At 54.0% G+C, this 12899-nt stretch carries 13 protein-coding genes; 9 read left to right on the plus strand and 4 right to left on the minus strand.

Features of this window, described 5'->3' with window-relative positions:
- Positions 1 to 15 precede the first annotated feature (15 nt).
- Entirely contained in the window at positions 16 to 492 is a 477-nt protein-coding gene (locus SPG90_RS06470) for a GNAT family N-acetyltransferase (protein ID WP_023311653.1), read from the minus strand.
- A 78-nt stretch (positions 493 to 570) separates the two neighbouring features.
- On the opposite strand from SPG90_RS06470, the gene SPG90_RS06475 reads away from it, so the two are divergent.
- Both SPG90_RS06475 and SPG90_RS06480 read left to right on the plus strand, forming a co-directional pair.
- Positions 571 to 1533 (plus strand): LysR family transcriptional regulator, encoded by a 963-nt coding sequence (locus SPG90_RS06475; protein ID WP_248200994.1) that lies wholly within the window; start codon positions 571 to 573, stop codon positions 1531 to 1533.
- A gap of 139 nt (positions 1534 to 1672) precedes the next feature.
- Complete coding sequence (locus SPG90_RS06480; RefSeq protein WP_126303269.1) at positions 1673 to 2566, plus strand: LysR family transcriptional regulator; 894 nt, start codon at positions 1673 to 1675, stop codon at positions 2564 to 2566.
- Positions 2567 to 2571: 5 nt separating this feature from the next.
- On the opposite strand, the gene SPG90_RS06485 is transcribed toward SPG90_RS06480, so the two are convergent.
- Positions 2572 to 3162, minus strand: a complete 591-nt coding sequence (locus SPG90_RS06485; RefSeq protein ID WP_064790974.1) for a LysE family translocator — start codon at positions 3160 to 3162, stop codon at positions 2572 to 2574.
- A gap of 288 nt (positions 3163 to 3450) precedes the next feature.
- Positions 3451 to 4317 (minus strand): AraC family transcriptional regulator, encoded by an 867-nt coding sequence (locus SPG90_RS06490; RefSeq protein WP_064790973.1) that lies wholly within the window; start codon positions 4315 to 4317, stop codon positions 3451 to 3453.
- Positions 4318 to 4555: 238 nt separating this feature from the next.
- Here SPG90_RS06490 and SPG90_RS06495 point away from each other — a divergent pair, with 238 nt between their 5' ends.
- On the plus strand, positions 4556 to 4861 hold the full coding sequence (locus tag SPG90_RS06495; RefSeq protein WP_322408158.1) for a nitroreductase: 306 nt from the start codon (positions 4556 to 4558) through the stop codon (positions 4859 to 4861).
- Positions 4862 to 4984: 123 nt separating this feature from the next.
- Here SPG90_RS06495 and SPG90_RS06500 read toward each other — a convergent pair whose 3' ends face one another.
- Positions 4985 to 5899, minus strand: a complete 915-nt coding sequence (locus SPG90_RS06500) for a LysR family transcriptional regulator (RefSeq protein WP_045399169.1) — start codon at positions 5897 to 5899, stop codon at positions 4985 to 4987.
- A 169-nt stretch (positions 5900 to 6068) separates the two neighbouring features.
- On the opposite strand from SPG90_RS06500, the gene SPG90_RS06505 reads away from it, so the two are divergent.
- The 6 genes from SPG90_RS06505 (at position 6069) to SPG90_RS06530 (ending at position 12862) form a co-directional block, all read left to right on the plus strand.
- Positions 6069 to 7391 (plus strand): amidohydrolase family protein, encoded by a 1323-nt coding sequence (locus tag SPG90_RS06505; RefSeq protein WP_126303270.1) that lies wholly within the window; start codon positions 6069 to 6071, stop codon positions 7389 to 7391.
- Between the two features lie 66 nt (positions 7392 to 7457).
- Complete coding sequence (locus tag SPG90_RS06510; protein ID WP_126303272.1) at positions 7458 to 8657, plus strand: arabinose transporter; 1200 nt, start codon at positions 7458 to 7460, stop codon at positions 8655 to 8657.
- 55 nt (positions 8658 to 8712) lie between these two features.
- Entirely contained in the window at positions 8713 to 9483 is a 771-nt protein-coding gene (locus tag SPG90_RS06515; RefSeq protein ID WP_047174308.1) for an SDR family NAD(P)-dependent oxidoreductase, read from the plus strand.
- Positions 9484 to 9584: 101 nt separating this feature from the next.
- A complete protein-coding gene (locus tag SPG90_RS06520; RefSeq protein ID WP_023311663.1) occupies positions 9585 to 9860 on the plus strand; it encodes a metal/formaldehyde-sensitive transcriptional repressor in 276 nt (91 codons plus the stop codon).
- Between the two features lie 31 nt (positions 9861 to 9891).
- Positions 9892 to 11010, plus strand: coding sequence for an S-(hydroxymethyl)glutathione dehydrogenase/class III alcohol dehydrogenase (locus SPG90_RS06525; RefSeq protein WP_032668253.1), 1119 nt, complete (start codon positions 9892 to 9894; stop codon positions 11008 to 11010).
- Positions 11011 to 11170: 160 nt separating this feature from the next.
- Positions 11171 to 12862, plus strand: coding sequence for a methyl-accepting chemotaxis protein (locus SPG90_RS06530; protein WP_322408020.1), 1692 nt, complete (start codon positions 11171 to 11173; stop codon positions 12860 to 12862).
- Positions 12863 to 12899 lie beyond the last annotated feature (37 nt).

Here is a 12899-nt window from a genome sequence, read left to right on the forward strand (position 1 = left end):
CGGTACCACGTGTCGCTATTCGGCAAATTTCAGCAGCGCGTCGCTATCAAGACGATAGCGAACCCATTCGGACTGCGGCAGCGCGCCTATGCTCAGGTAAAAATCAATGGCGGGCTGGTTCCAGTCCAGAACGCTCCATTCAAGGCGGCCGCACTGCCGTTTTACCGCGAGCTGCGCGATATGTTTCAGCAGCGCTCTTCCCGCGCCTTTACCGCGATAATCCGGAGAAACGTACAGGTCTTCCATATAAATCCCGTTGCGTCCCAGCCAGGTCGAATAGCTGGTGAAGAACACGGCATAGCCGGCTATCTTGCCGTCAAACTCCGCGATCAACGCTTCGGTTTTTGTGCCTGCGCCAAAGAGCGTTTCGCGGATCTCCTCCGGCGTGGTAACCACTTCTTCCGGCGCTTTTTCATACACCGCCAGCTCGTAGATCATGGCGTATATTGCCGCTGCATCTTCGGGGCGGGCCTGACGAATGGTGATGCTCATTGTTTTTCCTGTGTTTCGATTGATGGCGTTAAGCATACGGAGTATTGTCCGAAGAATTAAGTGCAATGAAATCAACAAATGATGAATATTATGCATCCGGTACTGAGGCGTCTTGATTTAAACCTGCTGCCCGTTTTCGACGCGATTTACCGCCACCGTTCCGTTCGGCTGGCCGCTGACGAGCTGGCGATGAGCACATCGGCACTGAGCCATGCGCTGTCGCGTTTGCGCATCACCCTTAATGACCCGCTCTTTTTTCGGGAAGGGCATCGCATGTCCCCCAGCGTGTATGCCACTCAGCTTGCGCCTTCCATTGCTTCCGCATTGTCGTTCCTCAATCATGAGCTGACCCCGCAGCCGGAGTTTGACCCGGCCAGCAGTACCGAAAGCTTACAAATTGGGATTACGGACTTTACCGCGCTGTGCATTTTCCCGGTGCTGATGCACAAACTGCAGCTTGCTGCCCCGGGTTTGCGTTTCGAATTGCGCTATCTGCCGCACAGCCCTGCGCTGACGGAACTGCTGGCGGGCGAAGTGGATCTCGCGCTGGGGTTCAGCACTCAGGATGATATCCGGCACCCGGAGCTGGAAGAGATCGACTGGTTTGAAGATGAGTATGTGGTCATCAGCAACGCGCGCCGGACGCGTCTCACGCTGGAGGAGTATCTCGCGGCCCGACACCTGGTGGTGACGCCATGGAATGAGAAGCAGGGCGTTCTGGACGTGCGGCTGGAACAACTGGGCTATACCCGACAAATCGCGATCAAAACGCCGTCGATGCTCAGCGCGCCGTTTATCGTTGCGGAGAGCGACCTGCTGATGGCGATCCCCCGTTTTGCCGCTGAGAAGCTGGCTGCGGCAGCGGACCTGAGGATTCTTCCTTTACCGTTTTCGATGCGCACGTTTGAAGTGAAAATTTACTCGCATAAACGCAGCGGCCAGCGGGGCGCAACGCGCTGGCTTAAGGAGGAGCTGCAAACGCTGGCGCAGGCGCGTCATTACGGGCTGTCCGGCTCCCAGAAGAGGATGTCGCCGGGTTGACACTGCAGCGCCTCGCAAAATGAGTAGGGCGCTAAAGTCCAAACGATAAAAAGAGATGCGACCGGAGAGGAAAGTACGATATCGTAACTCTATGATTAAACGCGTAGTTCGCAGGAACACCGTCGCGACAGGACGATAAATGATTGATGACATTCGTTATCTGATAGTGTTTGCAAAGATTGCTGAGGCAGGATCCATTTCAGGTGGGGCGGAAGCGTTAGGGCTTACAACCGCAACGGCAAGCGCGCATTTATCAAAGCTGGAAAAAAATCTTGGCTGCGCGTTACTGTACAGAAATACCCGTAAACTCTCTCTGACTCACGATGGAGCCAATTTGCTGGAAACGGCCAAATCGATGCTGGCGCTGTATGAGCAGGGGGTCATTGAATTTAGGCAGCGTTCGATATCAACGGCGAATAAGCTGACTGTTTCTCTTCCTGCCGTTTTTCTGAAGAGTGCGTTTACCCGCCATCTGGCCGATTTTATAAAACGTCATCCGGGCATTTTACTGAATATCTCTTACAGCGATACGCGCAGAGATATTATTGCCGACGGTATCGATGTGGCATTTCGAATCGGCGAGCTTCCGGACAGTTCTCTTAAAGCGCGCCATCTTTTTGTGCTGCCGCGCCAGGTAGTTGCGTCCCGGGAATTGCTCAGCCATTACCCGACGATTACGCATCCTGATGACCTGGCGAAACTGCCATGGATTGGACTCAATATGAGGCAGAATAACCGGGAATTTCGACATAAAAATGGAGAAGTGGCCGTCGTAACGTATACGCCCACGGTGTATGTAGATAATGTCGAAGCCGCTTATGCCCTTGCCAGACAACAAATTGGTCTCGCAGCACCTCCTCGCTATTTAAGCGAAGAGGATGTTAAGCGCGGAGAAATGCTGGAAATACTTCCTGACTGGTCATTAGAACCGCTGAAAGTCTATGCCGTATGGCCTTCTAATATGTCGACCAGCAGTATTGCCTACAAATTGATTAATGATATTTATAACGAGATTGAGTTTCACGCGTTATAACGGGTTTAAAACGCTAAAAAGAGCATGTAACACGCCGTAATAAGCAGCAGTCCGCCCATCAACACGTTAAACGTGCGGAGCTGCCGCGTGCTCCTGAGCAGCACAGATACTTTTTCTCCCATCAAGGCCCATGCTGAAAGCGACATATAACAGACTAAAAAATAGACCGTGATAAAGACGAGAGCTGTAACAGGGCTAGAGGGTTCAGAAAACATCGCTGCCCCAGAGGCGCACGCGGTCCATGCTTTGGGGTTGATCCACTGCATGACAAAACCCTGAATAAAACCGGGTGAATCCGTTTTTGTTAATGACATATCGGACCGTGACGACGCTATCTTATAGCCCAGATACATGATAAATAAAGAACCGGCAATATTAAGATACCGGAAAAACACTGGATATTTTTCGATTGCAGCGTAAAAGCCGAAACATATAAAGATAAGTAATAACGTAAACCCTATCGTTGCACCGGAGACAAATGAGAAGGTCTTTCTAAAGCCGTGAATGGCACCAGACGATATAATCACCATATTAACGGGGCCAGGAGAAAATGAAAGCGTCAGTGAAAATATAAACATTGTTAAAAATACCAGCATTTTATCTCCGTGGGTTGGTTTATCTGCATTAGAGGTACTGCGACTATTAAGTTACAACTTTACTCGTCATGTGTCTGAATACTACCTTGTAACGTATGCCAGAATAAGTGGCCTTTATCTAAAGGTGTGTTTGATTTTTTGCACCAATCGCGCAGGCGCGGATGGCCCATTAGTGACAGGGTTTCAGTTGCTATCTCAAGGAGGAACGTCAAACGCTGGCGCAGTTTGCAAGGGGGGCTATGCCGGGCAAGCTCAGCGCTACCCGGAAAAGGTGGAAGCAAGGGATAGTCAATTTAACGGCAGGTAGATATCCGTTTGCAGCGCATGTTCTGGCACCTCGTGAATGAAGTTGAGGTAGTGGAAAAATACCGGGGCATCGCGCAGCGTTTCGCCGCTGGCCGGTAGCCAGTCGCGAAACATCGCCCACACCGTGGCGGAAATGGTATCCAGAGAACCCGTGTGGCGGGCTACGGCGTAACGTCCGCCGTCGATTTCGCCACTGCAAACCCCGAATTCATTTTCTGGTATCGCTTCAGAGATACTGCCGCAGATATCGAAACGAAAGGCGTCTGCGGGCGTGGTTGCCGGGTCATCCCAGGCGATACCAAACGTGCTGCTTTCGTGTACTGGCGATAGGCCCGAGCTTTTACGCCAGGCAATAAATTTCGCCGCGCTGTCATTTACCCGATCCGGGTTGCCACGGTGCTGAAGCATTGCCACTTGGGTCTGTGGGAAATCGACAATCTTAATTTCCATCGTTTTTTGCTCCTGAAAGGTCATTTTCGGTACGCGCTGGTGCCAGTTCAGCCAGTCCGGCTGCTGCCGAAACTGACGCGGGCTTTTTCCAAACGCGTTTCTGAAGGCGCGACTGAACGATTCGGGGCTCTGGAAACCGGCATCGAGCGCAATATCAATCACCTTATCCTGAGGATTAAACGCCAGTCGCCAGGAAGCATGACGCAGACGCAGCCACTGGATATAGCGATATAAAGGCTGGCCGCTAAACGCCAGAAACTGCCGGTGAAAATGATAAGGCGAACAGCAGGCTAACGCGCTGAGCTTCTCCAGCGTGAGCGGTTCATCGAGATGGTGGGCAATATAGTCGCACACCGTCGTGAAGCGCTCGCGGTAGGCCGTTTTGATTGCATCGTTCATTGCATCCTCCTGATGACCTACTTTGCCTCACCGAACGGCCAAAATCCTGACCGATCTTGCTGATTATGGAGAGGTTATACTGGCGGTATATCGTTGTGCGGCAGCAATCGTTCCGTCGTACCTAAGATACTGCTGAATGATGAATGATGAATGATGAATGAAGACTCACTTCCTGTACTTATATTAGGTTTGTCATAATCCAAATTTTCTTAGCTACAAAATTTTATGAGAGGTAATGATGGAAAAGGACTTAAAGCCAGAACAAATCGAAATCATAAACCGTATTGTATTTGAGCAAATCGAAAAGATGCAGGCCAGCGTAGCCAAAATTGTTGCTGAAACGGAGAGAACTACGCACCAGCAGCTGCAGGATTGCGGGATTGATATGATCGATTTTTATCCGGCTAATAAGGATTTTTTGATGATGACTCTCGTTCAACACTTAATAGATCAAGTACATGGCGGCAATATGGCTCTTGCCCAAAAAATGATATCCATGGAAGCAAAACGGCTGAACATCAGCGTACATGTTGAGGCAGAGTAAATAATCTCGAATAAGGAATAAATTAATGGGGCCATGCTTGTGAGCAGACAAATTCTTTGATTATCGCTGAGGCTATCAGCTGCTCGCCGCTGAAGTGCGGCCAGCAGCTGATAGCTTCTTTTTTCAATTCGCTGCATGATTTGCGCAAATTTCAGCGCAAAATTCCATAAAGGCTTCGACAGCAGCGGGGGGCAGTCGACGAGATGGCCGCGTGATATACAGCGGATAGGTTTCGCCAGGCCATTCCGGAAAAAGTTCGACCAGCATTCCGTCAGCGATCAATTGCGTGACGCTGAGTGAAAGTACCTGGGCAATGCCAACACCACTTACGCAGGATTGCACCATCAGATCTACATCGGTTGTCGTCAAATGACCATGAGTATCAATAGCCAGTACTTCGCGATCACGACGGAATTCCCACTCAAACGGTTTCCCGCGGCGAGGATCGATATACTGAATGCACTCATGCGTGACTAGTTCTTCAGGATGCTCAGGTCGACCATGCCGTTTCAGATATGCCGGTGATGCCACAGTGAGTACGCGCGTCTGAAAGAGCAATTTCGAAGAAATAGTTGAGGGGAGTTGTGGCCCGAAACGCACCGCAACATCTATACCCTCTGTCACAAGATCCCCTACGTCAGGCTGCTGCACTACTGTAAGTTCCAGTTCCGGATGACGTTCGCGCAAAAGAGGCAGTTTCGGGGCCAAAATATAACGAGCGAAGATTGGATTAACGCTGACCCGTAATGATCCTCGTACAGCAATGGCGGCACCGGATACGTAGCTTGCCGCAACTTCAATCCCTTCAAGATGTGGCGAGGCGCGCTCATACAAAGCTCGGCCTTCGTTCGTCAGGTTCATCGTACGCGTCGTACGGTTTAGCAAACGCACACCGAGCCTCTCTTCAAGGCGATCTATCGATCTGCTCACGCCAGAAGCGGACAGTCCCAGCACCTCGCCAGCGCGACTGAAACTACCCGCCTCGACAACTGCGGCCAACACGCTCAATCCTGACAGTAGCCTTCCGTCAAAACTCATAGAGACTCACCTTTGAATTTATTCAAATATAATTTGCATAAAACTACCTTTATCAAAAATGGTGCGCAACCTATTGTGTCAGCCAATTCGTTGCCAGGCGCTATTTTCCCTGTCCCCGGCTGGGCAAACCTCGCAACGAACGGCATCACTTAACCCTGAGGAATACGAAATGACAACGACGCGCACTCTTTTTAAAGGCGGCATCATCCTTACTTTGGATGCCGATATACCCAACCTCTCCGTGGGCGATGTTCTCGTCCATGGCGACCGTATCGCAGCTGTGGGTCCGGAACTGCAGGCGGATGATGCCCTGGTAATTGATGCAGCTGGCCATATCGTTATGCCCGGCCTGGTGGATGCTCATCACCATATGTGGCTTGGCGTAATGCGCCGCATGATGCCAAATGTCGACGATCTGTTTGATTACATTGATGTGGTCGCAGAGAAACTGGGCAAACATTATCGTCCCCTGGACATGTACCTGAGTACCAGGCTCACGGCACTTGCCTCACTGGATGCCGGTATTACTACCATCATTGATGCCTGCCACAACTCGCGCAGCCCCGAGCATACTGATGCAGCATTAGATGCTCTAAAGGAAAGCGGCATCCGTGCGTTACATATGGTCGGTGCAGCAATGGATAAAGAAGCTTCATCGGCGCATTTGCCTGCCGATTTGGAGCGACTCTCGCGAAGCTGGAATACAAGTGACAGCCTGGTGCACGTTGGTCTGTTTGGTCAGCTCAATCTTGACTGGTGGAAGGTCGCTCGCAAACTCGACATGCGTATTCTGACCGAATTCATCGGCGATCTCGCCAATCTAGGCCCTGAGTTTGCCACGCCGGGCGTACTGGACACACATAACATCTTCAACCACTGTTCAAGGGTTACTCAGGATACCTGGAAGCTCCTGGCCGATTCAGGAGTAAACATCACGGTCAATACACGGTCGGATGCGCTATTTGGCTTCGACGATGAAAGTTTTGCCTACCAGCAGGCTGTCGATCGCGGCTTGACCCCGGCACTGGGCATTGACCTTGATACTGCCTTTGGCAGCGATATGTTCGGGGAAATGCACGCTCTGTTCGGGCAACAGCGATCGGCTATGCGCTACCGTCGCTTCCGTGGTGAGGACAATGTGCCGTCACCCATCACGGCCGAGGAGGTCCTGAAAGCGGCAACGGTTAATGGCGCGCGTGCGGCCGGTTTGGAGGATCAGATTGGCACCCTTACGCCAGGCAAGCAGGCCGACATTATCATGGTTCGCACCAGCGGAGCCGCTGTTTTCCCGGTAACCAACGTAATTGGTACCGTCGTGCAGGCGATAGAGCGGTCTGATGTGGATACCGTGATGGTGGCCGGCCAGCTTCGTAAACGTGCGGGCAAGTTGGTGGATATTGATCTGGCGGCGTTCAGTACAGAGATAACCGCTTCTCGTGATTACCTGCTCAACGCCAGCGGCTATCACATCGATCTTTTTAAAGCATCCTGATGACAGAGCGGCCTGATACACCGGGCCGTTCAACCCACTTAATCATATTTCATAAAGGATAATGACATGGGAGCCCTCGCCATTAAGCGGCTCGCGGAGGATAACACCCCGCGCGTCCTGCTTCCCCGCCCGGCAACGGGCGTTATTGCCGCACTTTTCTTTGGCTATCTGGCAGTCGGACTGCCACTGCCGGTGATTCCATTGTTCATCCATGGTCATCTCGGCTTCAGTAACCTCGTGGTGGGACTGGTGGTCGGCATCCAGTTTCTGGCCACCGTCCTGACCCGCGGCTATGCCGGACGGGTTACGGACCAGCAGGGCGGTAAACGTTCTGCTCTGCAGGGAGCAATACTTTCAGCGATAGCAGGGGCGCTGTATCTGGTGGCTTCGATAACGGATTTATCGCCTGCTGCAACCCTTTGCATTGTTATCGCAGGTCGTCTGATGGCCGGTTTTGGCGAAAGTCAGTTCGTGACGGGATGTGTGTCCTGGGCCATTGCCTCAGTTGGCCCTCAGCGCGCCGGTATGTCCATGTCCTGGACCGGCATCGCGATGTTCGCGGCGCTGTCGATTGGTGCTCCTGTTGGCATGGCGTTATATCAGCATTACAGCCTCACAATGGCGATGATTGCCTGTATTGCTGCACCGATGTTGGCCGCTCTGGTTGCATTTTGTACCACATCATATATATCGCCTGGAGGTACGCGACTGCCATTCCATCGCGTAGTAGGGCGCATCTGGCGCGAAGGGCTGGGATTAATGATGCAGGGCGTTGGGTTGTCAGGACTAACCGCTTTTGCCTCGCTGTACTTTGCGGCACATCACTGGCAGAACGCCGGCCTGGTGATGACTGCGTTTGGTCTGGGTTTTATTTTCGTTCGCCTCGCCCTGGGGCATCTGCCAGACCAAACAGGCGGCTATCGCGTTGCGGTTTGGTCACTGGTGGTTGAAGCGCTTGGCCAGGCAATGTTGTGGTTGGGTTCAAACGAATGGATGGCACTAGCAGGTGCTCTGGTTACCGGACTGGGCTGTGCACTGGTTTTCCCTGCACTGGGCGTTGAAGCCTTAAACCGTGTTCCACAAGCCAACCGCGGCAGCGCAATGGGCGCATTCGTTGCATTTCTGGATGTCGCTTATGGAATCGCCGGGCCGGTAGCTGGCCTGATCGCCGGTCAGTTTAGTTATGCCGCTGTATATCTGTCTGGTGCGGCCTGTGCGCTGCTGGGGGCGCTGATTGCGAGCGCGTCTCGGATGCAGCAATCCTGAATAAACATTCGAGCCGGCAGCCTTTGCTGTCGGTTTACTAATCTGGAGAAATTATATGTCACGCATTTTCATCTCCGGTTCGTCCACAGGCCTTGGTCTGATGGCGGCCGAACTGCTGGTTCAACAAGGACATCAGGTTGTGTTGCACGCGCGTAATGCGAACCGTGCAGAAGAGGCCCACCGCGCCTTACCCCAGGCTGAAGCCGTCGTTGTCGGTGACCTGGAGACAATTGAAGGTGCCAGGCAAACGGCATTACGTGTCAACGCCCTGGGACGCTTCGATGCCGTCATCCACAATGCTGCCGTTGGCTACAATGAAGCGTATCGCGTGACCCGCGACGGGCTGCCGCACGTTTTCGCGATCAACACGCTCTCGGCTTACATCCTCACCGCGGTGATTGAACGTCCGCATCGCCTCGTCTACCTGAGTTCGGGTATGCATCATCATGCCCGGGCAAACCTGGATGATATTCTCTGGCGCAAACGTCGCTGGAATGGGGCCGACGCCTATGCGGAGAGTAAATTGCACGACGCTATGCTGGCTTTTGCTCTGGCGCGTCGCTGGCGTGATGTGCGTAGTAACAGCCTCGAGCCTGGCTGGGTGCCGACAAAGATGGGGGGGCCGCATGCCCCGGACGATATGGACCAGGCGCACCTGACCCAGGCCTGGCTTGCCGCCAGCCGTGATACTGAGGCTGACGTAACGGGGAAATATTTCTATCACATGAAGCGCATGACGGCTAATCCGCAGGCGCACGACGTTGCATTGCAGGATCGTCTCATTAATATTTGTACTGAGATTTCAGGTATAGCGCTGCCGGAGTAATACGCAACGTTAACGAAATGCGCATTAACCATAAAAAACAGAGTGTTTACATATCAAGGATAAAATAGGTACCATACCCCCCTATAGTATCAGGAGGGCATATGCCGCATTCACCCGAAGATAAAAAACGTATTCTTACTCGCGTCCGCCGCATTCGGGGCCAGGTTGAGGCCCTTGAACGCGCGCTGGAGTCGGGCGATCCCTGTCTGGCCATCCTGCAGCAAATCGCCGCCGTGCGCGGGGCTGCCAATGGCCTGATGGGCGAAATGGTTGAAATTCACCTCAAAGATGAGCTGGTGACGGGGGAAACCACGCCGGATCAGCGAGCCGTACGCATGGCAGAAGTCGGCCATTTGCTGCGCTCTTATCTAAAATAAACCCACACACCTGACAAAAAGGGAAGACATGATGAAATCTCGCGCTGCAGTTGCATTTGGTCCCGGCCAGCCGCTCAAAATCGTTGAAATCGACGTGGCACCGCCGAAGAAAGGCGAAGTGCTGATCAAAATCACCCATACCGGCGTGTGCCATACCGATGCGTTTACGTTGTCCGGTGACGATCCGGAAGGCGTCTTCCCGGCGGTGCTGGGTCATGAAGGCGGCGGGATTGTGGTGGAAGTGGGCGAGGGCGTGACCAGCCTGAAGCCGGGCGATCACGTTATCCCGCTGTACACCGCGGAGTGCGGCGAGTGTAAGTTCTGTAAATCCGGTAAAACCAACCTCTGCCAGGCGGTTCGCGCCACTCAGGGGAAAGGGCTGATGCCGGACGGTACCACCCGCTTCTCTTATAACGGCGAGCCTGTTTATCACTACATGGGCACCAGCACCTTCAGCGAATACACCGTTTGCGCGGAGATCTCGCTGGCGAAGGTGAACCCGCAGGCGCCGCTGGATAAAGTCTGCCTGCTGGGCTGCGGCGTGACCACCGGTATCGGCGCGGTGCATAACACGGCAAAAGTCAAAGAGGGCGACACCGTTGCGGTGTTCGGTCTCGGCGGCATTGGTCTGGCGGTGATTCAGGGCGCGGTGCAGGCGAAAGCCGGTCGTATCATCGCGGTCGACACCAACCCGGAGAAATTCAAGCTCGCGGGTGAAATGGGCGCTACCGATTTTGTGAACCCGAAGGATCACGAAAAACCGATTCAGGATGTCATTGTTGAGATGACCGACGGCGGCGTTGACTTCAGCTTCGAATGTATCGGCAACGTGAACGTGATGCGTTCAGCGCTGGAGTGCTGCCACAAAGGCTGGGGCGAGAGCATCATCATTGGCGTGGCCGGCGCGGGCCAGGAGATTAAAACCCGTCCATTCCAGCTGGTCACCGGTCGCGTGTGGCGAGGTTCCGCGTTTGGCGGCGTGAAGGGCCGTACTCAGCTTCCGGGTATGGTTGAAGATGCTATGGTCGGCAAGATTCAGCTCGACCCGTTCATTACCCACCGTTTGCCGCTGGAGCAGATCAACGACGCGTTCGATCTGATGCACGAAGGAAAATCCATCCGTACCGTCATTCATTTCGGCGACAAGTAACTCTTCTGCCAGCGGTTTTTCACCGCTGGCGTTTCTTTAATAATCTTCTCTAAAGTGTGACCAGTGCGGCGTTTTTAGCCGTAATCTAAATCCCCACCGTGCCGATGACTATTTAACACGCATGTTTTTACGCATCTTACCTACAAGAGAGTCGACGGTCATGGACAACACTACTTCGATGCAGGCGCAGCGCAAGCTGAGCTTCTTGCATCACATCAGGCTGGTTCCGCTGTTTTCCTCCATTCTCGGTGGCATTATTCTTCTGTTCGCCTTGAGCTCGGGTCTGGCGGGGTATTTCCTGCTGCAGGCCGATAACGATCAGCAGGATGTCACATCCGAAATTCAGGTGCGTATGGGGCTGTCGAACAGCTCAAACCATCTGCGAACCGCACGTATCAATCTGATTCACGCCGGTGCGGCAAGCCGCATCGCGGAGATGGATGCGATGAAGCAGAACATCAGCGAGGCGGAAAAGCGCATTAAGCAGTCCCAGGACAGTTTTACCGCCTATATGAACCGTACGGTGCGCACCTCTTCAGACGAAGCGCTGGACGCTGCTCTGAAAGCACGCTACGAGGCTTATATCTCGGGCATGCAGCCGATGGTGAAATTTGCCAAAAACGGCATGTTCGAAGCGATTATCAACCACGAAAACGAAACGGCGCGTCCGCTGGATGACGCTTACAACGCCGTGCTGCTGAAGGCGATCAAGATCCGTACCGAGCGTGCCAATGCGCTGACGGCGCAGGCGCACAGCCGCACGCAGCTGGGCCTGATGTTTATGGTGGGCGCGTTTGCGCTGGCGCTGGTGCTGACGGCGATGACCTTTGTCGTTCTGCGCCGTACGGTAATCAATCCTTTGCAGCGTGCAGCGAAACGTATCGAGAATATCGCCAAAGGCGACCTGACGATGCCGGACGACGTGGCCGGGCGCAGCGAAATTGGCCGCCTGACGCGCGATCTGCAAACCATGCAGCACTCGCTGGAAAACACCGTGGGCACCGTACGTCAGGGGGCGGAGGAGATCTACCGCGGCACCAGCGAGATTTCTGCCGGTAACACCGATCTCTCTTCGCGTACAGAACAGCAGGCTGCGGCCATTGAGCAAACCGCCGCAAGCATGGAACAGCTCACCGCGACGGTGAAACAGAACGCTGATAACGCCCATCATGCCAGCAAGCTTGCGGAAGATGCCTCCGGGAAAGCCAGCCGCGGCGGCCAGATGGTCTCCGGCGTGGTCAAAACCATGGGCAATATCTCCACCAGTTCGAAAAAAATCTCCGAGATCACCGCCGTCATCAACAGCATTGCGTTCCAGACCAATATCCTGGCGCTTAACGCGGCGGTAGAAGCGGCGCGGGCGGGCGAGCAGGGGCGCGGGTTTGCCGTGGTAGCAAGCGAAGTCCGAACCCTTGCAAGCCGCAGTGCGAATGCCGCAAAAGAGATCGAAAGCCTGATTAACGAATCGGTCTCGCTGATCGACCAGGGCTCCGGTGAGGTTGTGGCCGCCGGTAACACCATGAATGAAATCGTCGAAGCGGTTAAACGCGTGACCGACATCATGCTGGAGATTGCCGCCGCGTCCGACGAGCAGAGCCGCGGTATTGTCCAGGTGAGCCAGGCGATTTCTGAGATGGATAAAGTGACCCAGCAGAACGCCTCGCTGGTGGAAGAGGCCTCTGCGGCGGCGGCGTCTCTGGAAGAACAGGGCGCGCGTCTGACCGAGGCGGTTGGGGCGTTTCGTCTGAGCGGTGCAAAGTCGGGCCGCGCGGTGACGTCTGCGCCAGTGGCGAAGAACCCGCCGTTGCGTCCGGCGGCGACGGTTTCCGGGGATAACTGGGAGACGTTCTGAGTTGTCGGCAGTGTCGGGTGGCGCTTCGCTTACCCGA

The sequence above is a fragment of the Enterobacter sp. D2 genome (assembly GCF_034427575.1).
Taxonomy (GTDB): domain Bacteria; phylum Pseudomonadota; class Gammaproteobacteria; order Enterobacterales; family Enterobacteriaceae; genus Enterobacter; species Enterobacter cloacae_M.

Excerpts from the sequence above, each read along its gene's own strand:
- SPG90_RS06475 (WP_248200994.1), top strand. The coding sequence starts at position 571 with ATGATGAATATTATGCATCCGGTACTGAGGCGTCTTGATTTAAACCTG.
- SPG90_RS06495 (WP_322408158.1), top strand. The coding sequence starts at position 4,556 with ATGGAAAAGGACTTAAAGCCAGAACAAATCGAAATCATAAACCGTATT.
- SPG90_RS06520 (WP_023311663.1), top strand. The coding sequence starts at position 9,585 with ATGCCGCATTCACCCGAAGATAAAAAACGTATTCTTACTCGCGTCCGC.
- SPG90_RS06510 (WP_126303272.1), top strand. The coding sequence starts at position 7,458 with ATGGGAGCCCTCGCCATTAAGCGGCTCGCGGAGGATAACACCCCGCGC.
- SPG90_RS06485 (WP_064790974.1), bottom strand. The coding sequence starts at position 3,162 with ATGCTGGTATTTTTAACAATGTTTATATTTTCACTGACGCTTTCATTT.
- SPG90_RS06530 (WP_322408020.1), top strand. The coding sequence starts at position 11,171 with ATGGACAACACTACTTCGATGCAGGCGCAGCGCAAGCTGAGCTTCTTG.
- SPG90_RS06480 (WP_126303269.1), top strand. The coding sequence starts at position 1,673 with ATGATTGATGACATTCGTTATCTGATAGTGTTTGCAAAGATTGCTGAG.
- SPG90_RS06525 (WP_032668253.1), top strand. The coding sequence starts at position 9,892 with ATGAAATCTCGCGCTGCAGTTGCATTTGGTCCCGGCCAGCCGCTCAAA.
- SPG90_RS06515 (WP_047174308.1), top strand. The coding sequence starts at position 8,713 with ATGTCACGCATTTTCATCTCCGGTTCGTCCACAGGCCTTGGTCTGATG.
- SPG90_RS06490 (WP_064790973.1), bottom strand. The coding sequence starts at position 4,317 with ATGAACGATGCAATCAAAACGGCCTACCGCGAGCGCTTCACGACGGTG.
- SPG90_RS06470 (WP_023311653.1), bottom strand. The coding sequence starts at position 492 with ATGAGCATCACCATTCGTCAGGCCCGCCCCGAAGATGCAGCGGCAATA.
- SPG90_RS06500 (WP_045399169.1), bottom strand. The coding sequence starts at position 5,899 with ATGAGTTTTGACGGAAGGCTACTGTCAGGATTGAGCGTGTTGGCCGCA.
- SPG90_RS06505 (WP_126303270.1), top strand. The coding sequence starts at position 6,069 with ATGACAACGACGCGCACTCTTTTTAAAGGCGGCATCATCCTTACTTTG.